The organism is Gemmatimonadota bacterium, from assembly GCA_009838845.1.
In the GTDB taxonomy this organism is placed as follows: domain Bacteria; phylum Latescibacterota; class UBA2968; order UBA2968; family UBA2968; genus VXRD01.
Genome location: VXRD01000127.1, coordinates 1 through 21,846 on the forward strand (window position 1 = coordinate 1; position 21,846 = coordinate 21,846).

Here is a 21,846-nt window from a genome sequence, read left to right on the forward strand (position 1 = left end):
ATCCAGTTTGGCAAGACGGGAGAGGATTATCGTTTTATTTAAGCATAAATTATTTTTCGTCAAGATGTATGCGTGGCGGGGTACAACTTTGGCAGAAGCGCAATTTTTGGATTGCAATAAGGTATTTTTCCTTGCCAAGTGTGTTTGAATCCGCTAAATTACGACGTCCTGTTTTTCGAAATTTGACGGAGTTGATCATTTCTACAAAATGCTATGAAGCGCGAAAGAATACATTATAACACGGTGCGCGAGATTTGTTTTTCGCCAGAAGATATCGCTCGCCTTTCCGATAATTTACAGGAAAACGGCGCGCCATGTCATATTCGCCATTTAGTGCCCGGCGAGGCAGATCCCGTGCGTTTGGCTCAGGTCAAAGACGTTATCGAGACGGTGCTGACGGGGCGCAAGTACGAGGTTTTATTGCTGCGCTCACAGGGCAAGACTTTTACAGAAATCGCGCTGCTTTTAGAGATTTCAAAAAGTGCGGTGCAAAGTCACTACCGTATCGCTATAAGACGGGTGCAACGCGCTCTGGGTATAGTGCCCGGGCAAAAGGTCAAGCCTCCATCACCATCGACGTATTCCATGGTCTAACTTTCCTCTCTCTGTTTTGTCAATCAGGTTCCGCTTTGTGCGCGACCTGTTTTTTTTTGCTCCAAGCCTCCAGTTCCTCGCCTTTTTCTTGTCTTTGTCTCATTCCTTTGTATCTTTGGTGGTTATTGAAGTAGTAAATCTCACTTTTTCATTTTTGAAAGGAGTTTTCCATGGCTGTATTTCTTCATACGCGCGTTCGCGTGAGCGATTTGGACAGGTCGATCCAGTATTATTGCGATCATTTTGGTTTTGTGCTGAAGAGTCGTTCGGAAAAGTCGCCAGCGGGCAATCAGATTTGCCATCTGGAATTGCCGGGCAACGAGCATACGCTGGAATTGACGTATTCCGATGATTACGAGTTGAATGTGCCCGAAGATCTGATGCACTTCGCGATTGGCGTGCCCGATTTGATTGCCTTTTGCGATGAGTTAGAGAAAAAGGGAATCGAGATTTGGCCCGGCGATTGGCGAGAGACATTCCCCACAGGACGCAAAATGGCGTTTGTCGATGATCCGGATGGGTATGAAATTGAGTTGTTGGAAAGATAAAAATTAAGGGATCGCCTGACTGAAATAAGGCGGTCCCTCAAGTTATTTTATTGGTAATTGCCGGGTTTTATTTTTGAAGGGGATACAGGATGCGGTGGGATAAATGTCAGTCAGTCGGATGGTGTAGTGATTACAACGCGCTCAACCTGAATTTCATCGGCCTTCTGCATGGCCTGTGCCAGGTCGTAGGCCGCCTGCATTCGGTACCATGTGATCGCGCCTCCGCCGAAGGCTTTGTCCAGGCGAATCGCCATCTCAGGCGAGATGCCTGCCCGGCCGTCCACGATATCCGATAGTTCCTTGTGGTCAACGCCGAGTTTTTGCGCGGCTACAGTCACACTCAGCCCAAGTGGCTCCAGACAATCGTAACGTACTGACAGCCCCGGATGGGGTGGATTCTTCATCGGCATTTTTTCTCCTTAGTGGTAATCAACCAGATCTACGTTACAAGCATTCTCTCCTTCAAACCGAAACACGATGCGCCAGTTACCCGACACACTAACTGACCAGTATCCCATGCGATTACCTTTTAGCGGATGAAGTCGGAAACCCGGCAGGTTCATGTCCCCAGGCATTGTCGCCTCATCAAGGCGGGCTAAAATACGCTCTATTTTGTCAGCGTATTCAGGTTGAATATATCGCCGATTCCCTTCCTCATAGAGGGATTTGAGACCTTTGTGGCGGAAACTGAGGATCATAAGAGAAATATAACCTATCTTCTTCCAGAATCAAAATATCATATAGGTAAAAACTGTATATGGACCGCAATCAAAAAAAACATAAAGCAATCTGCGAATGAGTTTTTCCAGGCTGCACAGGAATATGTTCAAGATGCCGAAAAAAACAAATCGGAAATCTTTGGATAGCTTGATTGATCAGGGAGAATACTATGGTAACGGTCACTTTTGAACTACCAGAAGATGTACTTTCTTCGGTGCGGAAAGGTCCCGATCATTTCACCCGGGAATTGCGTCTGGTTGCTGCTGTGAAATGGTACGAGATGGGGGAGGTTTCTCAAAGCCGGGCGGCTGAGATTGCTGGACTATCCCGCGGTGAGTTCATTGAGGCACTAGGCCGGTTTGAGGTTTCAGTATTCCAATACAGCGTGGACGAAATCGCGGAGGAAGTAAGCCGTGAATGAAGGGTAGGTACTCAATGCCTCACCGAATCTAAAATTATCCGAGAGTTGCGCTATGCAGGTCTATATCTCGACGATCAATTCGTCCGAGCCGTGCTAAAGCAGGTCGTTGGAGAGGATTGGTAATAAGTAGCATAGGGAAAGTAAGAGGAGTGAGCCGTGCAGCACCGTCACCTGAACCATCAAAATTTTACACTCGCCGCTATAGACGATGTGATTCGTCGCGGTCGCTGGGACGATTGGGCCAAGTTGCGTCGTGCGGCTCTTGAAGACCGCGCTTTGCTCGATAAGATCGAACGCGTTTGCGCCCATTGCGTTGCTGACCCGTATGCTCAGCGTCATCATTTTTGGATGAACTATGTCAAAAAACACCGCGATACTTCCTGAACGGTTGTTCAATTATATCTGCGATCAGAATGACTCGGTTCAAGAGTGATGTTACCCAATTTAACCGTGCGTTCGGCACAAATTTCTGATAGAAATGCACTTAATGAATTAGTGAAAAATATTGGGCCACAATGTGTTGTGGCGTTGTCGGGTGGGCGTGTGTTCATAGATGTGGAACAGACGCTTGTGGCTGTGCAGGGCGATTGTGTGATTGGGTTTGTGGCGTGGTTGCAAGATGAGATGCAGGCTGTAATTGTGGGGCTTGGGGTGCGTGATACGCATCGGCGTTTTGGCGTGGCAACGCGGTTGGTCAATGCGCTGATAGAGTGTTTGCGAGAGGTGGGGGTGCGGTTATTGGAGGCGGTTGTGCCGCGCGATAGGGTTGGGGCGATAGGGGTGTTTGAATCGGTGGGGTTCAGGCGGCTGGGGCGCAGTGCTTCGAATTGCGTTACATTTGAGTATCGTTTGTGGGGGCGCAGAAATCGAGCGGATGGATTTGCGTGATGAGGAATAGACGGAGCGGGGTACAACTGGCCGTCTTTCAGGCCAGTTGTACCCCGTTCCGTAGATTCTTTACAGGAGGTGAGAGATGCGATGTTGCATCTTTTGTCTCCTGTTATTAGTTTGGGAGTTCTGGTAGGCGATTGAGAAAGGTGGATTATGGCCGAAGTTCAAGCCTCAAATACAAGAGATATGGCAACGCGCGAGGGTATCACGCTCAGGGCTGTTCTTTTTGGGTTGGTGGTGGTGGTGTGGATTGCATTTTGGAATACGCATGCCGAGTATATCGCCCACACATCGCGTATGAATATCAGCCATTTTCCAATGGTATTGTTGTGTACTTATGTGCTGGTGGTGTTCCTGAATCAGCTGGTGCGCTGGATAAAGCCGCGATATGCGCTGTGTCAAACCGAGTTGCTGGTGGTACTGGCGATGGGGCTTTTGGGCGCGGCCATTCCCGCTTATGGTTTGACGAGTTTTTTCCTGGGCATGATTTCGGTGCCGCATTATCTGGCGACGCCTGAAAATCAATGGTCGGAATTTGTCCATCCGCATTTGCCCGGTTGGCTGGTGCCGAGCAACGAAGGCTATGCCATGCAATGGCTTTACGAGGGCCTGCCTGCGGGGCAGTCCATTCCATGGGATGTGTGGATTGTGCCGCTGTTCTGGTGGTTGAGCGTTGTTGCGGCCATTGTTCTGGCGTCTATCGCACTTTCGAGTATGTTGAGAAAACAGTGGTCGGAGCACGAGCGCGTGGCCTATCCCGTGCTCGGTCCGCCGGTAGAACTGGCGTCGGCGGCTGACGCGCCAAAGCGGGAAGGTATTTTGTACAATCGGTTGTTCTGGATCGGATGCGGCCTGATTTTTTTTGTAAAGGCGTGGAATATTATGTCGTATTTCAACCCCGGTATTCCCATTATCTGGTTGGGACAGCAGTGGTTTTATTTTGCCCGATTTTATCCTCCGCAGCATACGGGGGTGAATTTTTTTACGATTGGCTTTGCGTATTTTGCCAATGTGGATGTGTTGTTTTCCATTCTGGTATTTCACGTTCTGTATCTCAATGAGATTGCTTTTTTTCGCAGGATTGGGTTCACATTGTCGGCCAAAACAGGTCCCGGCGATGCAGTGGCGGGTCTGCAAAGCGCCGGCGCGTTTATCGCTCTGGTTTTCTGGACATTTTGGACGGCGCGGTTGCATTTGAAGGATGTGTTTCGCAAGGCTTTGCAGGGCGATGATACCGTGGATGATTCGAATGAGTTGTTGTCGCATCGCATGGCGGTTATTTCGCTTGTGATCAGCGTGTTGTTCATGTTGTTGTGGTTGCGCACGATGGGGTTGGAATGGAAGTTTGTGTATCTGTTAACCCTGGGTTTGTTCATCGCTTACATCGGGCTTGCCCGCATTATTGCTGAAACTGGCGTGGTGTATATGAGCATGCCGGTCAACGAGGCTGGGTTCACAGATTTGTTTTTTCATCCGGCAGATTATTCGGCTGGAGCGCGAACGTCGATCACATTGTTTTCTTCCCTGCGTTGCCAGAGCAAAGCGATGTTTATGGTGCCTCTGATTCACATTGCAAAGTTGGGCGAGTTGATCCAGCAGCAAAAGGGGCGTTTGTTGATGGTCGTGCTTGTGACGCTTATCGTCGGGATTGGTTGGACGGTGATTCTGACAATTTTTTTGAGTTATACATACGGCGCATATAATTTTAATGATCTTCCATTTACGCGCTATCCGCCGCGCGTGTACGACGCTCTGGTCAAAGCGTTAAAAGAAGTACCCGAGTACAAACCCGAACGCTATTTGTTTTTAGGGGCAGGGATGCTCATTTTTAGTGCTATGAGTTTTTTGCGGTATCGCTTTACATGGTGGCCTCTGCATCCTATGGGGATGATTGTGCCAGTGGGGCACGCGATGCATTCGACGATGTCCATTTTGATTGCATGGAGTGCCAAAGCGATTATTCTTCGCATTGGCGGGGCTTCGCTTTATCGGCGTAGCAGGCCCTTTTTTGTCGGGATGCTGGTGGGCTATGGACTTGCCGTGTTCACGTCCTATGTAGTGGATCAAATCTGGTTTCCCGGGCGAGGGCATCACATGCATTCGTGGTAGGGGATATGAGTAATCAGTCTTTGGCAACACGAGCGGTGCGCGGGGCGTTTTGGACAGGCGGCGGGTTGGGCGTGCATCTCATCGTGACACTGATTTTTTTTCGGATTCTAAATCTGGAAGATATGGGATATTTCATCTGGGCACAGCGCGTTCTGGTTTTGTTTCAGATGGTGGGTGTAGTGGGGCTAAATGACGCACTGATAAAATATCAAGATGTCTCGCGGATCCATTTTTCCTCTGCTTTTTGGGCCTGTCTTTTTGTGGGGGTTGCGCTTTTTGTCGGGTTTATAGCGAGTGAGTGGCTTCTCATTATCTGGTGGGGGAGAACGCCGAATATCGCGGCGTTTTTTGATATTGCAAAACCCATGGCTTTGATTATTCCGCTTGCATCTGTTTCGGGCATTGTGAAAGCAATTCTGGCTCGGGATTTGCGTTTTCAGTCCATAGCAATAAGTGAAATGGTCGCTGCGTTGATTGCCGCAATGGTTGGCATTGGTCTTCTCGTTAGTGGTTGGGGGATAAAAAGTGCGGTTTGGAATGCAATAACGAGGGAGATCGCATTGTTGGGCGGTTTGTGGATTGCCGCTGCCTGGATGCCGTCGCTGTCGTTTAGTTGGGCAAAACTGAAGGCGCTTTTGCCATTTGGCTTCAATGTTTCTGGCGCGAATCTGCTCAACAATATCAATAATAATCTGGACAAGGTCTATTTTGTTCCCGTTTTGCTGGGTCCTGTTGCCGCGGGTCTGTACGCTTTTGCCTATCAATACACAATGGTTCCATTGAATCGGGCCAGTGTTGTGCTGACGCGGGTGATTTTTCCGGCTTTTTCCGTGGTGCAGCGAAATAATCAGACTTTGCGACGGGGATATACGCGCACGATTACTGCGATTGCCCTTTTGTCTTGGCCCGCGCTAATAGGTGGTTTTATCTATGGACGGGAAATTTTGTTGCTCGTAAAAGGCGAGGAGATGTTGTCTGCTCTTAATCCACTCAGGCTGTTGATTTTAGCGGGTATGCTCAAAGCTGTGGGTACGGTTGTGGGATCGGTTTTTCTCGCCAAGGGAAAGGCAAACTGGTCGTTTCGGTGGACGCTTGTAAATCTGATTGTTTTTGTGCCCGCGCTTTATTGGGGCGTGCGCTATGGCATTGATGGAATCGCCGCCGTGCTTTCAGTGGCTGCCGTGTTATTTCTCGTGGTTACGCAAATACTGGTCAACCGTTTGATCGATTTGCGAATGGCTGATTATTTCAAGTCATTTGTCGGGCCATTTTTGACGACGCTATGGATCGCGGTTGCACTGGTCGCGGTTCGATCATTGACCGATCTGGAGCCTGTTGAAGCTCTGTTGTTGGGTGTGGTGGTCGGGGGCATTGCTTATGCTTTTGCTGTTCGTTTGTTTGCCCGGGCATTTGTGATGCGGTTCTGGCGTGATTTCAGGGGGCAATAGATTGTGATTGTGTTGTCCGCCTGTTCATGGCATAATGCAAGCGTCTGGGGGGAAAACTAAAGGAGGCGCGTTTTGAAAACCTACCGCGTGGGTATTATTGGATTGGGGCGAATGGGCAGTACGATTGACGATGAAGGGCATGCTGTCAAACCGTATTCTGTTGCGGCCTGTTGTGGGGTGATAGATCAACTCGAACTCGTCGCCGGATCTGATTTGCAGGCAGATAAGCGGGCGAATTTTGCCGAGCGATGGGGTGTGAAGGCTGTTTACGAAGATTATATGGAGATGGTGGCACAAGAGCCGCTCGATCTGGTGGCGGTGTGTACAACGGCTTCGGGTTTGTTTAAGCCCGCCAATAAAGCACCCGATGCCAATTTCAGAGGCGATTCGCATGCGGATTTAACCGTGAGCCTTGCCAATGCTGGGGTGCCGATGTTGTATGTGGAGAAGGCGATGGCGAGTTCTGTGGCGCGGGCAGATGAGATTTTAGATGCGGTGGTAGCAAATGGCACTGTGTTCAATACGGGTGTTTTGAGGCGATTTAACGTGAGTTATCACGCCGTGCGCCGCGCAATTGCCGAGGGTGAGATTGGCGAACCCAGAGCGGCTGTTCACTACGCGGCCTCATCTTTGATGCACGGGCATATCCACTCTATAGATACGCTCTCTTTTTTGTTGGGCGATCCGAAGATTGAAGCGGTGCGCGGTGAATTGTTGCCACGAGATTTTGCGATTGAGAACAATCACATTGCTTTTGATCCGAGCGCGACTTTTCAATTGCGATTTGAAAATGGCATAGAAGCCTGGTCGGTCCCCGCTGGTGGGTGGGAGTTTGAGGTGATGGGGACTAAGGGGTGCATCCGGTCGATTAACAATGGGGATGGTATAAAGCTCAGAAAAGCCGGTAGTCTGGTGGGCAAACGCCAGGGATGGGATGATGCAGAGGTCGCGCCTGTTGCGCCAAAAAGCCATGTGGTGTCGTGTCTGGAGGATTTGATAGACGCCTATGAGCAAGGACGTCCAACGCTGGGGCATGTGGAGGTTGCCCATCACGTAACTGAGGCATGTATTGCTGTAGCGGAAAGTCACCGTCGGGGGAGTGCGTGGGTAAATCTACCGTTGGGAGACAGAGATTTGTACATTTTTCACGTTTAGGTCTTCATTGGGGGCAGACCATGAAAACATATCGCGCAGCACTGATTGGGTGCAGTCGGATGGGTGCATTTATTGACAACGAAGTGGATCACACGCGGGCGTATTCCCATGCGGCGGGATACGAGGCATGTGATCGAACAGATCTGGTCGCGTGTTCGGATCTGCGCGAGGATGTGATGGCGCAGGCGGGTGAGCGATATGGGGTTCCAAAATCGCGACAGTACACGGATTATCGGGAACTTATCAATACGGAAGAGCCAGATATTGTGAGCGTGGCGACGCAGCCAGAGCAGCGCGCAGAAATTGTGGTATATGCTGCCGAGCACGGGGCAAAGGCGATTTATGCTGAGAAAGCCATGGCGGCTTCTATGGCGGATGCCGATGCGATGGTCGATGCATGTGAGCGTAATGGGGTATTTTTTAATCTGGGCACCAATCGGCGGTGGGATAGAGGGTATGACAGTATGAAAGAGGTGATTGACAGCGGGCGCATTGGGCAGTTGCGGTCGCTGATCATTCACCAGACGAGTTCTCTTTTCAATGGTGCGAGTCACAGTTTTGATCTGTTGATGCGCCTCAATAGCGACCATCCCGCGTTATGGGTGCAGGGACATCTACAGCAGGGTGCAGACGAGATTGAGGGAAATATTTTGAAGGCAGATCCCGCGGGGCACGGGATTATCCAGTTTGAAAATGGAGTGACGGCGTATGCGCTCAATTCTGGACGTGGTCTGGAGGTTGAAGCTGTGGGCGATGCGGGGGTTGTGACGAGTTTGCAAAATGGCGCAGGGTGGCAGGTGCGCGAGGTGGTTGGGCACGATCACAGGGGACGGAATGTGCTGGGATTTGGGGATTTTCCAGAGGTGGAGCCGACGAGTTCAACCGTACATTTGATTGAAGATCTGGCACATGCGCTGGATACAGGTGAACCGACGCGGTGCGGTGTGCGGTTGGCACGTGCCAATCAAGAATTGATTTTTGCTTTTGTCGAGTCGCACCAGCGGGGGGGCGAGCGGGTACATCTGCCGTTGAAAGATTGTCCCTATCGCATGGATCGCGGTTTTGCACCCAGGCAGCCAAAGTTTGGACGTGAATGAACGAATAGGCGAATAGACGAATAGACGAATGGCGATACACACTGATTTTGGGAGGATGAGCGGGGTTCGTTGATTCGTTGATTCGCAGATTCTCATGAGGAGGTTATTGTGGAATATCGCGAGTTTGGACAGACGGGTTTGAAGGTTTCGGCAATCGGTTTTGGTTGCTGGGAATTGGGCGGGGGATATGGGTCTATTGATGACGCTGAGGTCGTCGCTGCTGTCAACCGCGCAGTTGATCTGGGGATCAATTGTTTTGATACGGCGCAGGGATATGGCAAGGGCGCATCTGAACGGTTGCTTGCGCGCGCGCTGGGACCCAGGCGCAAAGATGTGATTCTGGTTACGAAGTTCGGCATTGGATACGAGCAGGGCAGAGATAGCAGCAAAGAAATGGTCCACCGGGCGATTGAGCAGAGTTTGGAGATGCTAAATACGGATTATGTCGATGTGTATCTCGTGCATTGGCCCGACCGCGATACGCCTTTTGAAGAGACTATGGGCGCGTTAGAGGAAATCGTCCAGGCAGGGAAGACGCGGTTTGTGGGGCTGTCGAATTTTACGCCTCCGGAAATCGCGCGGTGTATGGATGCGAGGCGCGTGGAGGTGTTGCAATACGGGTGTAATTTGTTTGACCGCCGCCATGTAAAATGGACGTTTCCCTATGCCGAAGCAAATAATGTGGGGGTGATGACGTACGGTTCTCTGGCTTATGGTCTGCTCGCTGGCGCGTTTACAGAAGACACGGTTTTTGAGGACAATGATTGGCGCAGAAGAGGCGGTAGCAATACGACTTTGCGCCTGTTTGAACCGGGTATTTTCCAGCGCAATGTCCGGGCGGTGAATGAGTTGAAAGAGATCGCCGCGGGGCTGGGCAAAAATCTGCCGCACATGGCGCTGAATTGGGTGTTGTCTCACAAGGCTGTGAGTACGGCACTGGTGGGTGCGCGAAGGCCAGAAGAGGTGGAAGACAATATGGGCGCTATGGGGTGGACATTGGATGAGGATACAAAGCGGGCAATTGATCGGGTTTTTGCCAAGTACGAGATCGATACAGCGCCCAATAAGTGGGGTGAAATTGATTCTAAGTGGATGGATATTGATCCGGCAGAATGGACAGAATGAGGGGGATATGATGGATAGCGTGCGCGTTGGCGTGATTGGATGTGGTGGCAGGGGCAGGGGACATATTCGAACTTTGGATGGTTTTGAAGATGTGCATCTCGCAGCGGTTTGCGATCCGGTTGTGGATATCCGCGAGTCCGTGTGTGAAGATTACGGGATTGAAGGGCAATACGGCGATGTTTCCGCGTTGCTTGAAGGCGAAGCTCTGGATGCGGTTTTTGTCGCGCCGCCTGCCCACTTAAATGCCACGCTTGCACTGCCGTGTCTGGAGGCTGGCGTCAATACCTTTTTGGAGAAACCACCCGGTTTGAGCCTGAAAGAAACCGAAGCGTTAAAAGCTGCATCGGACGAAACGGGCGCGAAAGCCATGGTGGGGTGGAATCGTCGTTTTCATCCGATTATTGTCGAGGCGCGAGATCTGGTGCTGGATCGCGGTCCTGTGACGCAATTGGTGGGGGAGTTCCACAAGAGTATCACAGAGCTGGGAAATTCGGGCAAATTTGCCGAGGTGCTGATGGATTGTATGCTTTTTGAGACGCCGATTCACGCGATTGATACGATCCGCTTTTTGGCAGATGCCGATGTTTCTGAGGTCCACAGTGTGGTGCAGCGGTCCATGTCCGGTTATCGGGATGTACACGCGGCGCTCGTCGCCTTTGAAAATGGCGTTGTCGCGCAGCTTATTCACAATTATACGACCAATGCCAGGCTGGAGCGTTATGAGATTCACGGACACGAGATTTCGGCTTATATGGAGGGCGTGTCGCGCGGAGAGGTTTTTTGCGATGGCGAGAAAAGAGAGTTGAGCGGGGATGGATCGGGAACAGATGAACAGAACCGATTTTTTATCGATTGTGTGAAAGAAGACCGCCCGGTCGCGCTTCCCGCGGCAAATTTGGATGAGGCGATTAAGACGATGGAATTGGCCGAGGCGATTATGGCCGGGACGCGATAAGATCGGATTCTTTCTATTGACAATATTTTCTGAATCCCATACTTTTAGATATTAGAAACGAGGTGTGGCTCAGTCCGGTAGAGCACCTGCTTTGGGAGCAGGGGGCCGGGGGTTCAAATCCCTCCACCTCGACCAATAAAAACAAGGGGTTGTGAGTTTTACTCGCAACCCCTTGTCGTTTTAGGGAGTAAAGGAAAAAGCACCTGTGTAAAAATCGCACAAGCACTTTCTTTTGGCTTCTGTCTTACGTTTTACCCTCGCACCACTCGCGGGCATTTTGGAATATTTGAAGCCACGGAGAGGCTTGAAGATCGCGTTTCCAGTTCGCTGGCATATAGCCCCATTGCCACTTGAGAAAGGTGCGTTCAGGGTGGGGCATCATGGCGAGGTGGCGACCATCGAGGGAGCAAAGACCGGCAATACCGTGTGGCGAACCATTTGGGTTAAAGGGATAGGCTTCGGTCGCGGTATTGTTGTCATCGACATAGCGCACGGGGGAGAGATTTCCGTCTATGACGCGGTCGAGTACGTCTGCGCGGGGAAAAAATGCGCGGCCTTCGCCGTGCGCGACCCACACGCCGAGGGATGCACCGGCCATGTTTTTAAACATAATCGCTGGACTGTCCTGAATTTGCACAGTGGAAAAACGGGATTCAAAACGCGCGGATTCGTTGCGAATAAACCGGGGTTGTTCTGTATTGGCAAGGCCGGGGAATGGAACCCAGCCGAGAAGGGCCATGAGTTGACAGCCATTGCATACGCCGAGGCTGAAGGTATCCGGGCGGTTGTAGAAGTCATCGAACTGGGCACGTAGGCCGTCGTTGAAGCGAATCACACCAGCCCAGCCTTTGGCAGAGTCGAGCACATCGGCATAACTGAATCCGCCGACAAATACCACCCCTCGGAATTGCTCGCCGAGTGCGATAGTGCCAGATAAGAGATCGCTCGTGGTTATATCCCAGGGTTCAAAGCCCGCTGCGGAAAATGCAGAGGTCATTTCGCGATCTCCATTGCTGCCCTCTTCGCGTACGATGGCGACTGCGGGTTTGCTACTGGCATTGAGAATGGCGGGTGGCGTGGGCATTGGCGCGAAGGGTATGGTAAATTTGGGACCTGTACGTGCGTGCAGAGAAGTCTCTTCTTGTGCGACGCAGGATAGATTGGTTTGCTGGCGTTCGAGCTGGAAACTCGTGGCTTCCCACAGGTCGCGCAATTCGGGCATGGGAATTTTGAGAACGCGCTGATTATTGACTGAAATTTGGATATCGGGACTGGAGGTTACTTTTCCAATGGTTTGGATGGGTACTTTTTCAAAAATTTCTCGCACGATCATCAGATTTTTGGGATGCACTTCAAAGACGAGGCCGAGTTCTTCGGAAAAGAGCGAGGAAATCGCATTGGCGCGGGTTTGAAGATCGATCTGAATGCCACAGTTGCCGGCAAAAGCCATTTCCAAAAGCGCGGTGATGAGACCGCCATCGCTGCGGTCGTGTCCCGAGGCAATGTAATTTTTTGCAATGCAGGATTGGAGTGCGCCAATTGCGCGTTTGAGCAGGGCGGGATCATCGACATCTGGTGGCTCGTTGCCGAGTTGCTCGTACACATGGGCGAGAGAAGACCCGCCGAGGCGATGTTTGTCTGCGCCGAGATCGACGTAAAGTATGATGCCTTCATCGGGATGTTTTAAGTCGGGCGTGACGGTCTGCGTAATGTCGGGACTGGTGACATAGCCCGATATGACGAGTGTGCCGGGTGTTTTGACAGTTTCTTCGCCATCCTCTCCCGGTGCGATCGCAGCCATTGAGAGGCTGTCTTTGCCGCCATCTATAGCAATGCCCAATTCGAGCAGAATATCCGTAAGGGCGCGGGCCGCATCGTAAAGTGCTGCGCCTTCTCCGGGCAATTTGGCCGCCCACATCCAGTTGCCAGAACACTTGATGTCTTCGATGGCACTCAGCCGCGCCCAGGCGATATTGGTGAGCATTTCGCCCACGCACAGGCGTCCCATCGCCGCAGGATCAATGAGACCTTTGATAGGTTGTTCACCAATGGCGGTGGCGGCGCCAGTTGTGCCAAAATGACTTTGTGCAATGACAGCGACGTCTGCTGCGGTTAGCTGGAGGGGTCCCACGCATTGCTGTTGCGCAACAAGCCCGGTTACACAGCGGTCAACTTTGTTGGTGAGAAATCGTTTGGAACCTACGGAGACGAGGCGAAGCACGCGGTCGAGTGCTTTTTTAACGGTCAGATTTTCGGGCAGGGTGAGCGGTTTAGTTCGGATGGGAAAGCGGTCGAGTTTGAAGGGCTTTTGCGGCATATCGCCAAGGACTTTTTCCAGGTCGAGGTCAACGGGCGTGGTGTTGTCTTTGCTGTCGAAGACTACCACCCTCCCATCGCCGGTTACTTCGCCGACAAAAGCGTAAATGACCTTTTCGCGTTTGCAGAGGGCGTCGAAGAGATGGGCGTGTTCGGGACGGATGAGCAGGGCATTGTTTTCCTGATATTCGGCACCCCAGATCTCGAGTACAGATAGTGTTTCATCTCCAACAGGCACGGCGCGAATATCGATGCGGGCACCCGCAGGCTCAACGATTTCTTTGAGTACATTGCAGTTGCCACCTGCGCCCTGGTCGTGGATGCTGACAATGGGGTTTTGATCGCCGAGTTCGACACAGGCGCGGATCACGCGATTGAGTTTTTGTTCCATTTCTGCGTCGCCGCGTTGCACGGCATTGAAATCGAGTTCGGCTTCGTTTTCGCCCTGCACCATGCTCGAGGCGGCACCGCCTCCCATGCCAATGCGATAGGCCGGCCCACCGATTTTGGTGACAAGCATTTGGGGTTCAGGCTTTTCTTTATTTGTATGGCGTGCGTCCATCTGACCGATTCCGCCGCTGAACATAATGGGTTTGATCCATTCTCTGCGTTCACCATTGGGCAGGCGCATACCATAGGATCGCGTGTACCCCTGTATAAGAGGTTCGCCGAATTTGTTGCCGTAATCCGAGGCCCCATTACTGGCTTCAATTGCGATTTGCAAGGGGGTGGCGAGGTTATCGGGATATTGAAATTTGGGATTTTCCCAGGGCAGATCATATTCGGGAATATACAAATTGCCCACGCAATACGCCGCTGTACCCGCTATCACGAGCGCGCCGCGGCCCGTGGCCTGCACATCTCGGATGCGTCCGCCGGTACCTGTTTCTGCACCGGGAAAAGGGGCAACACCCGATGGAAAGTTGTGTGTTTCCGCGGTGAAGATGATGTCACAGGTGCGGTCTGAAAATGCAAATGGAGAGGGACTACCGATAGTGGTAGGCACAATAGTGCGTATCGGATACCCTCGGATGGCGCTGGAATTGTCTTTGAAGGCGATGGTGCTGTTGTTGGGGTTGGCTTTGAGTGTCGATTGGATCATGGCGATGAGGTGATCGGGCATCTCTTCGCCGTCGATGATAAGACGACCTTTAAAAAACCAGTGCCTGCAATGTTCGCTGTTGGATTGGGCAATGTCAAAGCATTCGACATTGGTGGGGTTACGGCCGATCTGGTCGAGAAATAAATCAGTGTAATAATTGAGGTCCCATTCATCGAATGCCAGGCCCATGGTGCGATTGATTTTTTCGAGGGTGCGGCGGCCTTCTTCTATGAGGGGAATCTCGGATACGGGTTCTGGTTTTGCGTCAGAGTCAAAGGAGGTGAGGGGGTGGGGATACAGGCATTCGGTCATGCGGTCGTGTACGAGGGTCAAAAAGATATTCTGCTGATCCAGGCTCAAGGCTGGCTCAATGAAGTAACGCCGCGACCGTTCGATGCGAGAAATTTGCGTGATCCCGCAGGCGTGGCATATTGCCGTGGCATTTGTGGACCAGGCCGTAGAAAAATTCATGCGTGGCCCCACTTCGATGATCGTGCCAGGTCCCGTAAGAAAGGATTGCTGTGCGAATTGATCTGCTTCAAAGGTTTCAGATAGCAGATAGATGAGCCGGTTTTGCTGGTCGGCAGAAAGCGGACTGTCCGCTTGTACGTTGAAACAGTATTCAGTTTCGATATTTTGAATGTGTGCAGAGACGTGTTGCTGTGACAATTGGAGCAGGGTGTGTTGCTGCGGGGGGGATGTGCGAAAGAAATGCTTCAGGCTCATGGAGTCCTCAGTAAATAAAATTGTTGTCCGCCTCTTTGAGTGGGGGGAGGCTTTGATCGCGCCTGGAAAGGATTGGATTTTTTATGGGCCAGGAAATATCTAAGTCGGGATCATCCCAAGAAATACCGCGATAGGTCTCTGGCGCGTAAATATCCGTACATTTATATGTGAAGTCCGCCACCTCGCTGAGAACGCAAAATCCGTGTGCAAAGCCGGGGGGGATATAAAGGAGTTCGGATCGCGCTTCGGAAAGATGAATGCCGATCGACTGGCCATAAGTGGGGGATCCCCGACGAATATCGACGGCAACATCGTATATTTCGCCTTTGAACACCTGGATGAGTTTGCCCTGTGCGCGAGGGGCTTTTTGGTAGTGCAATCCGCGCAGCACGCCGCGGGTAGAGCGAGAGTGGTTATCCTGAGCGAAAGTTTCTAAGATGCCATTAGCCGCGAAATCGTCTCGTTTGTACGTTTCAACAAAAAAACCGCGATCATCGGAAAATCGCTTTGCGCGAACGAGGATGACGTCGGGGATGTCGAGGTGCTCAAATTCAAAGGGCATGATGAAGTGTGAAGGATGAAGTGTGCAACGGTGGTACAACTGGTCGCAGTATAGGCCAGTTCACGATAGACAGACGGGGCTTATCTCCACCAGTCTCCAGCCCAGCCCCTCGTCTTTACAAGATATCATCCACAAGCTGCGGGGCAAGCCCTATATAGGATTGAGGCGTTAGATTTTTCAGATTTTTGAGGTCTGCTTGTGGAAGGTCGAGAGTATTGAGAAAGCTGTCGAGATCGTCCTTTGTAATCTCTGTGCCCCGGGTGAGGCCTTTCATAAGCTCATAGGCGTTTTCATATCCGGCTTTTCGCATGACAGTTTGCACGGCTTCGCCGAGGATTTCCCAGGCGTTTTCGAGATCGCTGGCAATGGCCTGTTTGTCGATGGCGACCTTGCCCAGACCATTCAGGATGGATTTCAGGGCGAGACACCCATGACCGATGGCCGGACCAATATTGCGACTGGCTGAGGAATCGGACAGGTCGCGCTGAAGGCGCGAGACGGGTAATTTGGTAGATAGATGTTCGAGCAGGGCCGTGCTGATGCCCAGATTGGCTTCGGCATTTTCAAAGTCGATGGGATTGACTTTGTGGGGCATGGTCGAGGATCCGACTTCTGATGCGACTGTTTTCTGGCGGAAATAGGATAGGGATATATAGGTCCACATGTCGCGGGCAAAGTCGAGTGCGATAGTGTTGAATCGGATGATCAGGTGAAAAACTTCGGCCATATAATCGTGCGATTCAATTTGAGTGGTGAGGGGATTGAATGTGAGACCGAGACGCTGGACGAAATCGCGGGCGAGGTCGTGCCAGCACACTTCGGGATAAGCCGCGACATGCGCGTTGTAATTGCCGGTGGCGCCATTGAATTTGCCGAGGTATTCGAGCTGTGTGGCCTGTTTGATTTGCCGCTGCCAGCGATAGGCAAATACGGCGAGTTCTTTGCCCATTGTGGTCGGGGTGGCGGGCTGACCGTGTGTGCGCGCGAGTACAGGAAGGTTTTTAGTGTCTTGTGCGAGTTGTGAAGTAATATCTGTAACTTCTTGTGCCAGTGGAAGAAAGACATTTTTGATAGCAGTTTTGATCATGAGCGCGTGGGCGAGATTGCTGATGTCTTCAGAGGTGCAGCAAAAATGCACGGCTTCACATACGTCGGCGAGCGATGTTTCTTCAAGGCGTTCTCTGACATAGTATTCGACAGATTTAACATCGTGATTGGTGACCCTTTCAATTGCAACAACGCGCTGGGCCTGCTGTTCGTCGAAAGTATCTATCCATGACTTCAATATCTGGTGTTCAGCATCGGTGAATGTGCGGACGTGTGTGAGTGCGGGATGCTCTGATTGGAAGCGCAACCATTCGATTTCGATCTGTACGCGGTAGGCTATTAGCGCAAAATGAGACAGACAGGGAACGAGGTCTGTCAAGCGGCTCGTGTAGCGATTGTCGAGGGGAGAGAGTGCGGTGAGAGTCATGGGGATTCCTTTACTGATCTTCCGGGTCGCCGTATTCGAGGGGATCGTCATCATCGGGAAATTCAAAAACATATCCGCACGGGCATATCGGATGATCGGACTCGCGCGGTGTATTGCATTCGGGACAGCGTTCAACGGGTTTGTAGAGGTATTTTGCCAATATGACAATGATGAGGACGGTGGCAAAAATGATGGAGTAGAACATTGAAAAAAAATAACAGGCGGGAAGAATACCCGCCTGTTTGATTGTGTGTTCAGGTTGTGCCCATATCGCCTTCGCTCGTAACGGCTTTGACTGGTTTTTGTCGCGCGTTGGTGATGAGTTGGTCTATGCGTTCCTGAAGGGTTTTAATATCTTGTTCGAAATCGTCGAGTTCTTTGACGAGGTCATCGAAATCGAGCCTGATTGCGTTCGCCTTCCTCAAACCCATTAGATTTCCTTTCTGATACGGGATGGCATCAGGGAGAGGGGGAGGGGAGTCTGGGAAAGGGAATAGGAATATAGGACAAGCCGGGGCTGTCGTCAAGGGGGATTCGCCGACAGCGCGTCGATTTGATCTCTGGTGGGGATCGAGGGTTGAGCACCAGCTTTGCCAACGGTTAGAGCGCCTGCGGCGCACGCAAAGCGAATGGCGGTTTCGAGGGATTGGTTTTCGCTTAAAGCGCAGGATAGCGCGCCATTGAAGGCATCGCCGGCACCAGTGGTATCTATTGGTGTAGCTTTAAAAGCCGGTATGTGTAAAGTTTGATCTGGTGTCGCGAAAAACGCGCCCTGTGCTCCCAGGGTGATGATGGCGTTTTGAGCGCCTTTTTGGAGGAGTTTGTCGGCTGCCTTTGCGATATTTTGGGGGCTATTGGGAGGGATTCCCGTGAGGTATTCGGTCTCGGTTTGATTGGGCGTAATGAGAAACAGGTGAGGCCAGATTTCTTCTGGCAAGTCTGCCGCTGGCGCTGGATTGAGTACGACGCGGGTCTTGTTTTTTGTCGATAAGGATGCGGCATGGACGACGGTTTCAATCGGGATTTCGAGTTGAAGCAAGCATATTTCTGCGTCTTCATAGACCTGATCCTGGATTTGATCGGGTGACAGAGCTGCATTCGCGCCTGAAGCGACCACAATGCTGTTTTCACCACGATCATCCACGAGGATAAATGCAACACCTGACGGTAAATGGGGATCAGATACAACCCATCGTGTGTCGATCCCTTCGCGTTGAAAGGCCGATAGAGCTTGCGCGCCAAAATCGTCACAGCCCATGCGCGCTATAAATGTGACCTGTGCCCCTGCGCGGGCTGCGGCAACGGCCTGGTTGGCGCCTTTACCACCTCCGGCAATAAAAAACGCGCCGCCGAGCACTGTTTCACCTGGCGATGGCAATTTATCGGCGCGAATAACCAGATCGGTATTGGAACTCCCGATGACGATGACGCGGGACATGGAGGACCTCTCAGGTTTTTGTTTACGTACTTAAATATTCATGCGATAATCTCTTGTGCAAGTCAAGAGGTCATGATTCCCAAGCTGGTATTCTTGACTTGACAGGTGGGTTTGCTTATTTTCTGAAAGTCTTATACTTTTGGGGAGTTTGAAATCAAGCGCGGAAAAAACGCGCCCTTTTTTGTTTTACAACTGGGGAACATTACAGAATCTGCATCGTTTATCAGACAGGACGACATGTTACATAGTTCTTTTAAGATCATGCAGATTGGCGGATCATGAAACGATTTTTACATATTTGTTGTGCGTGTCTGATCGCGTTGTGTGTGGGGTGTGCACAAAAAAAATACAAGCGCTTGAGTCCAGAGGTTTATTACAAAGACGCGCAAGATGCACTGAAAAATAAGAAGTGCTACGACGCTGAGTTATTGTTTAGAAATATGCTATCGGATTTTCCCGGATCTCATTTGTCAGATGAGGCGCAATTTGGGTTGGGCAAAGCTTTTCAGTGTCAAAAAGATTATGTGACGTCTATTTTTGAATACGAACGCCTGCTCAACGAATATCCCGTGAGTCCTTATGCCGCCGAAGCCCGGTTCCAGATTGGCGAGTGTTATTATCAGGATGCGCGCGATATTCACCACGATCAGGATGAAACGCACAAGGCAATTCGAGAATTTGCGCGGTTTATCGAAGACTATCCACAAAGCGATCTCGTCTCTCAGGCAGAGAATAGAATTAACGCGTTGCGCAATCAACTGGCCCGTAAGGAGGTCATGATTGCATACGATTATATCCTGTGGAAATATTATTCCTCGGCCAAAGTCTATGCTGAAGGCGTGTTGAAGGAATATCCCGACACAGAGTCTGCTTTGGATGCGCGTTTTATCATTGCACAAGTCAATTTTAAGACTGGGGCACTCGACGAGGCACTCAACGAGCTTACATTGTTGATAGGGCGGGATTTGCCCGAGAAGTTGAAGGAAAAAGTCATTGAAGAGATGGAAAAAGTAAAAAAAGCGCAGTCTAACTGAAAACCTTAGGATGACAAAGCGCATTGGCATTTTCGGAGGGACATTTGATCCCATTCACATTGGGCATTTAATTATCGGGCAGGAAATTATGCTCCAATGCGCGCTCGATCGGGTTGTGTTTATGCCGTCGGGCGATCCACCGCTCAAATACACTATGACTTCGGCTGAAGATCGCGCGATGATGGTCAGCCTGGCCGTGCGCGATTATCCGGGATTTGTACTGAGTCGGTTCGAGTTGTCGCGCTCAGGGAAATCCTATACGATTGATACCTTGCGTTATTTGCGCAGGAATATGGACGAAGACACAGAGATATTCTTGATTATTGGTGCCGATAATGCCGTTGAAATGGGCGACTGGTTTGACCCCGAAGGCGTGTTGGATATGGCTCATGTACTCGTGGCTGAACGCCCGGGTTTTGAGCGAGAGCGCGTTGATCCCGCTTTCAAATCCAGGATGCAGTTTGTTGAAACACCTCTGCTGGATATATCGTCAACGGCGATTAGAGAACGCGTACGCACCGGAAGACCGATTTCTTTTTATGTTCCCGATGCTGTTGCAGATTATATTAGAACCCACGGGTTATATCTTCAGGAGTAGAGGGATAGAGACTCGCGACTTTTGACTGGTTTTGTTATGAGCAACGAAAAACAAGAAGCCGAATGTCCCAGACTTGGGGGAATGCCCGAAGCGCGGATTCAGCGTTATTTTTGTGTGGATGATGACAAGTGTCACGCGCTGGCACTCGTATCAGAAGATGCCAAAATCCTATCAAAAGAAGCCAAAGAAATTGTTGTAAGAGGTGAGGTCGTCAAAGGGTGGACCGTGGAATTGGAGGTGCCCGCTACCGATGGTGTGGTTCGCATGGACCTTGTGGCAAAGCCGTGATTATAGTCGGGTAGGGAGTTGGGGGCTGACTGCTGGACGCACGGCATAACTTTAGTAAAGCTATATTATGTCCCATTCTGATGATTTACATAAGACCAAGGTGACGATCTTTGGATCTGAATATGTACTCAGCAGTGAGGAGTCGGAGGAATATACCTCTAAAATTTCAAATTTTGTCGATCAAAAAATGAACCTGATTGCCGCCGTCGAAAATACAGGTGATACCGCTCGGATTGCACTGATGGCGGCATTTGATATTGCCAATCAAATTGTGCGTCATCGCACTCGGCGTCGAGAAGACCGCATTCGCATAGATGAAGCTCTCAGGCGTTTGGAGCAGCATATAGATAGCGCAGAAAAATGAGAGGGACCCCTCTCATATCTCACTTCGTAAACCAATACTTAAAAATTGTAAATAAAATTTTCCACCCTGCCTTGAGGGTGCCTTTTAGTGTGCCAGTAATTTTGGAAACGCCGATGCGTTTTCTATAACTTACTGGCATTTCTTGTATTTTTAACGCCTGTTTTGCTGCTTTGACCTGCATCTCTACTGTCCATCCAAAAGTTTTATCTCGCATATTTAAGTCCCTGAGTGCCCGATAGCGAATCGCCCGAAATGGTCCCAGGTCTGTATAGGATACGCCAAAGAGAATTTTAATGAGGCTGGTGGCCAGACGGTTGCCAAAGCGCGCCTGAATCATCAGCGCACCGGGTTCACTATTGCCTAAAACGCGCGAGCCAATCACGAGATCAGCACGGTTTTCCAGGATAGGCGCAATCAGGTCTGGCATTTCGTTGGGGTGATCGCTGTAGTCGCCATCGAGAAAGACGACGATGTCCGGATTATTGGTTGCTGCTATGCCAGCGAGGCAGGCAGAACCGTATCCACGGCGATTTTCTCGAACAATGCGTGCGCCCATTGCGGCGGCTAATTTTGCAGTTTGGTCGGTTGACCCATTATCGACGACGATGATTTCGGTGGGTAAATGACTGGGAATATCGCCAATTACTTTTTCTATAGCATCTTGCTCGTTAAAAACCGGAATAATAACTGAGATGCGTGGAGGGGCGGGCATAGGCTATGTTCTCCTCAAAAGTGATTTATCCATTCACGTCTTTATGAAAGGGATAACTGCCCGTTTTGACTAAAGAGTTTTTTTTCGTATTTTGACAGTATCCAAGATAAAGAGATATTCTGAACTTGTCAGATATTAATATCTCGGGAAGTCGGCTTTTCCCTTGACC

Annotated in this window: 23 protein-coding genes and 1 tRNA gene; 16 read left to right on the forward strand and 8 right to left on the reverse strand. The window is 50.7% G+C overall.

Annotation, left to right across the window (positions count from 1 at the left end; translation table 11 throughout):
• Positions 1-213 precede the first annotated feature (213 nt).
• Positions 214-594, forward strand: coding sequence for a hypothetical protein (locus F4Y39_18020; protein MYC15625.1), 381 nt, complete (start codon positions 214-216; stop codon positions 592-594).
• A gap of 170 nt (positions 595-764) precedes the next feature.
• Entirely contained in the window at positions 765-1,142 is a 378-nt protein-coding gene (locus tag F4Y39_18025) for a VOC family protein (protein ID MYC15626.1), read from the forward strand.
• Positions 1,143-1,252: 110 nt separating this feature from the next.
• On the opposite strand, the gene F4Y39_18030 is transcribed toward F4Y39_18025, so the two are convergent.
• Positions 1,253-1,552, reverse strand: a complete 300-nt coding sequence (locus tag F4Y39_18030) for a HigA family addiction module antidote protein (protein ID MYC15627.1) — start codon at positions 1,550-1,552, stop codon at positions 1,253-1,255.
• 9 nt (positions 1,553-1,561) lie between these two features.
• Positions 1,562-1,840, reverse strand: a complete 279-nt coding sequence (locus F4Y39_18035) for a hypothetical protein (protein ID MYC15628.1) — start codon at positions 1,838-1,840, stop codon at positions 1,562-1,564.
• Positions 1,841-2,031: 191 nt separating this feature from the next.
• Between F4Y39_18035 and F4Y39_18040 the strand changes: the two genes are divergently transcribed.
• The 10 genes from F4Y39_18040 (at position 2,032) to F4Y39_18085 (ending at position 11,198) form a co-directional block, all read left to right on the forward strand.
• Positions 2,032-2,283 (forward strand): UPF0175 family protein, encoded by a 252-nt coding sequence (locus tag F4Y39_18040; GenBank protein ID MYC15629.1) that lies wholly within the window; start codon positions 2,032-2,034, stop codon positions 2,281-2,283.
• Positions 2,284-2,439: 156 nt separating this feature from the next.
• Entirely contained in the window at positions 2,440-2,667 is a 228-nt protein-coding gene (locus tag F4Y39_18045; protein ID MYC15630.1) for a hypothetical protein, read from the forward strand.
• 48 nt (positions 2,668-2,715) lie between these two features.
• The gene (locus tag F4Y39_18050; GenBank protein ID MYC15631.1) at positions 2,716-3,171 is read left to right on the forward strand and encodes a GNAT family N-acetyltransferase; all 456 of its coding nucleotides are present in this window, start codon (positions 2,716-2,718) and stop codon (positions 3,169-3,171) included.
• A 156-nt stretch (positions 3,172-3,327) separates the two neighbouring features.
• A complete protein-coding gene (locus tag F4Y39_18055; GenBank protein MYC15632.1) occupies positions 3,328-5,283 on the forward strand; it encodes a hypothetical protein in 1,956 nt (651 codons plus the stop codon).
• A 5-nt stretch (positions 5,284-5,288) separates the two neighbouring features.
• Positions 5,289-6,731 (forward strand): oligosaccharide flippase family protein, encoded by a 1,443-nt coding sequence (locus tag F4Y39_18060; GenBank protein MYC15633.1) that lies wholly within the window; start codon positions 5,289-5,291, stop codon positions 6,729-6,731.
• A 72-nt stretch (positions 6,732-6,803) separates the two neighbouring features.
• Positions 6,804-7,886, forward strand: coding sequence for a Gfo/Idh/MocA family oxidoreductase (locus tag F4Y39_18065; GenBank protein MYC15634.1), 1,083 nt, complete (start codon positions 6,804-6,806; stop codon positions 7,884-7,886).
• 20 nt (positions 7,887-7,906) lie between these two features.
• Positions 7,907-8,983, forward strand: coding sequence for a Gfo/Idh/MocA family oxidoreductase (locus tag F4Y39_18070; protein MYC15635.1), 1,077 nt, complete (start codon positions 7,907-7,909; stop codon positions 8,981-8,983).
• Between the two features lie 108 nt (positions 8,984-9,091).
• Positions 9,092-10,108, forward strand: a complete 1,017-nt coding sequence (locus F4Y39_18075) for an aldo/keto reductase (GenBank protein ID MYC15636.1) — start codon at positions 9,092-9,094, stop codon at positions 10,106-10,108.
• Entirely contained in the window at positions 9,984-11,063 is a 1,080-nt protein-coding gene (locus F4Y39_18080; GenBank protein ID MYC15637.1) for a Gfo/Idh/MocA family oxidoreductase, read from the forward strand. The genes F4Y39_18075 and F4Y39_18080 overlap by 125 nt, the downstream gene beginning before the upstream one ends.
• 58 nt (positions 11,064-11,121) lie before the next feature.
• Positions 11,122-11,198, forward strand: a tRNA-Pro gene (locus F4Y39_18085).
• A 109-nt stretch (positions 11,199-11,307) separates the two neighbouring features.
• Here F4Y39_18085 and purL read toward each other — a convergent pair.
• The 5 genes from purL to rbsK form a co-directional block, all read right to left on the reverse strand.
• Complete coding sequence (purL, locus tag F4Y39_18090) at positions 11,308-15,207, reverse strand: phosphoribosylformylglycinamidine synthase (protein ID MYC15638.1); 3,900 nt, start codon at positions 15,205-15,207, stop codon at positions 11,308-11,310.
• A gap of 7 nt (positions 15,208-15,214) precedes the next feature.
• Positions 15,215-15,769 (reverse strand): dTDP-4-dehydrorhamnose 3,5-epimerase, encoded by a 555-nt coding sequence (gene rfbC, locus F4Y39_18095; protein MYC15639.1) that lies wholly within the window; start codon positions 15,767-15,769, stop codon positions 15,215-15,217.
• Between the two features lie 115 nt (positions 15,770-15,884).
• Complete coding sequence (purB, locus tag F4Y39_18100) at positions 15,885-17,243, reverse strand: adenylosuccinate lyase (GenBank protein ID MYC15640.1); 1,359 nt, start codon at positions 17,241-17,243, stop codon at positions 15,885-15,887.
• Positions 17,244-17,253: 10 nt separating this feature from the next.
• The gene (locus F4Y39_18105; GenBank protein ID MYC15641.1) at positions 17,254-17,448 is read right to left on the reverse strand and encodes a hypothetical protein; all 195 of its coding nucleotides are present in this window, start codon (positions 17,446-17,448) and stop codon (positions 17,254-17,256) included.
• Between the two features lie 318 nt (positions 17,449-17,766).
• Positions 17,767-18,681 (reverse strand): ribokinase, encoded by a 915-nt coding sequence (rbsK, locus tag F4Y39_18110; protein ID MYC15642.1) that lies wholly within the window; start codon positions 18,679-18,681, stop codon positions 17,767-17,769.
• A 278-nt stretch (positions 18,682-18,959) separates the two neighbouring features.
• Between rbsK and bamD the strand changes: the two genes are divergently transcribed.
• The 4 genes from bamD (at position 18,960) to F4Y39_18130 (ending at position 20,965) form a co-directional block, all read left to right on the forward strand.
• Positions 18,960-19,715: an outer membrane protein assembly factor BamD gene (gene bamD / locus F4Y39_18115; protein MYC15643.1), complete on the forward strand. Its 756-nt coding sequence runs from the start codon at positions 18,960-18,962 to the stop codon at positions 19,713-19,715.
• 10 nt (positions 19,716-19,725) lie between these two features.
• A complete protein-coding gene (locus F4Y39_18120) occupies positions 19,726-20,313 on the forward strand; it encodes a nicotinate-nucleotide adenylyltransferase (GenBank protein ID MYC15644.1) in 588 nt (195 codons plus the stop codon).
• A gap of 36 nt (positions 20,314-20,349) precedes the next feature.
• Positions 20,350-20,601, forward strand: a complete 252-nt coding sequence (locus tag F4Y39_18125; protein MYC15645.1) for a hypothetical protein — start codon at positions 20,350-20,352, stop codon at positions 20,599-20,601.
• 67 nt (positions 20,602-20,668) lie between these two features.
• Positions 20,669-20,965: a cell division protein ZapA gene (locus F4Y39_18130; protein MYC15646.1), complete on the forward strand. Its 297-nt coding sequence runs from the start codon at positions 20,669-20,671 to the stop codon at positions 20,963-20,965.
• Between the two features lie 19 nt (positions 20,966-20,984).
• On the opposite strand, the gene F4Y39_18135 is transcribed toward F4Y39_18130, so the two are convergent.
• Positions 20,985-21,677, reverse strand: a complete 693-nt coding sequence (locus F4Y39_18135) for a glycosyltransferase family 2 protein (protein MYC15647.1) — start codon at positions 21,675-21,677, stop codon at positions 20,985-20,987.
• Positions 21,678-21,846 lie beyond the last annotated feature (169 nt).

Excerpts from the sequence above, each read along its gene's own strand:
- F4Y39_18030 (MYC15627.1), bottom strand. The coding sequence starts at position 1,552 with ATGCCGATGAAGAATCCACCCCATCCGGGGCTGTCAGTACGTTACGAT.
- F4Y39_18035 (MYC15628.1), bottom strand. The coding sequence starts at position 1,840 with ATGATCCTCAGTTTCCGCCACAAAGGTCTCAAATCCCTCTATGAGGAA.
- F4Y39_18055 (MYC15632.1), top strand. The coding sequence starts at position 3,328 with ATGGCCGAAGTTCAAGCCTCAAATACAAGAGATATGGCAACGCGCGAG.
- purB (MYC15640.1), bottom strand. The coding sequence starts at position 17,243 with ATGACTCTCACCGCACTCTCTCCCCTCGACAATCGCTACACGAGCCGC.
- F4Y39_18105 (MYC15641.1), bottom strand. The coding sequence starts at position 17,448 with ATGTTCTACTCCATCATTTTTGCCACCGTCCTCATCATTGTCATATTG.
- F4Y39_18120 (MYC15644.1), top strand. The coding sequence starts at position 19,726 with ATGACAAAGCGCATTGGCATTTTCGGAGGGACATTTGATCCCATTCAC.
- F4Y39_18135 (MYC15647.1), bottom strand. The coding sequence starts at position 21,677 with ATGCCCGCCCCTCCACGCATCTCAGTTATTATTCCGGTTTTTAACGAG.
- F4Y39_18080 (MYC15637.1), top strand. The coding sequence starts at position 9,984 with ATGAGGATACAAAGCGGGCAATTGATCGGGTTTTTGCCAAGTACGAGA.
- F4Y39_18025 (MYC15626.1), top strand. The coding sequence starts at position 765 with ATGGCTGTATTTCTTCATACGCGCGTTCGCGTGAGCGATTTGGACAGG.
- F4Y39_18060 (MYC15633.1), top strand. The coding sequence starts at position 5,289 with ATGAGTAATCAGTCTTTGGCAACACGAGCGGTGCGCGGGGCGTTTTGG.
- F4Y39_18040 (MYC15629.1), top strand. The coding sequence starts at position 2,032 with ATGGTAACGGTCACTTTTGAACTACCAGAAGATGTACTTTCTTCGGTG.
- purL (MYC15638.1), bottom strand. The coding sequence starts at position 15,207 with ATGAGCCTGAAGCATTTCTTTCGCACATCCCCCCCGCAGCAACACACC.
- F4Y39_18070 (MYC15635.1), top strand. The coding sequence starts at position 7,907 with ATGAAAACATATCGCGCAGCACTGATTGGGTGCAGTCGGATGGGTGCA.
- F4Y39_18130 (MYC15646.1), top strand. The coding sequence starts at position 20,669 with ATGTCCCATTCTGATGATTTACATAAGACCAAGGTGACGATCTTTGGA.
- F4Y39_18050 (MYC15631.1), top strand. The coding sequence starts at position 2,716 with ATGTTACCCAATTTAACCGTGCGTTCGGCACAAATTTCTGATAGAAAT.
- bamD (MYC15643.1), top strand. The coding sequence starts at position 18,960 with ATGAAACGATTTTTACATATTTGTTGTGCGTGTCTGATCGCGTTGTGT.
- F4Y39_18125 (MYC15645.1), top strand. The coding sequence starts at position 20,350 with ATGAGCAACGAAAAACAAGAAGCCGAATGTCCCAGACTTGGGGGAATG.
- rfbC (MYC15639.1), bottom strand. The coding sequence starts at position 15,769 with ATGCCCTTTGAATTTGAGCACCTCGACATCCCCGACGTCATCCTCGTT.
- F4Y39_18020 (MYC15625.1), top strand. The coding sequence starts at position 214 with ATGAAGCGCGAAAGAATACATTATAACACGGTGCGCGAGATTTGTTTT.
- rbsK (MYC15642.1), bottom strand. The coding sequence starts at position 18,681 with ATGTCCCGCGTCATCGTCATCGGGAGTTCCAATACCGATCTGGTTATT.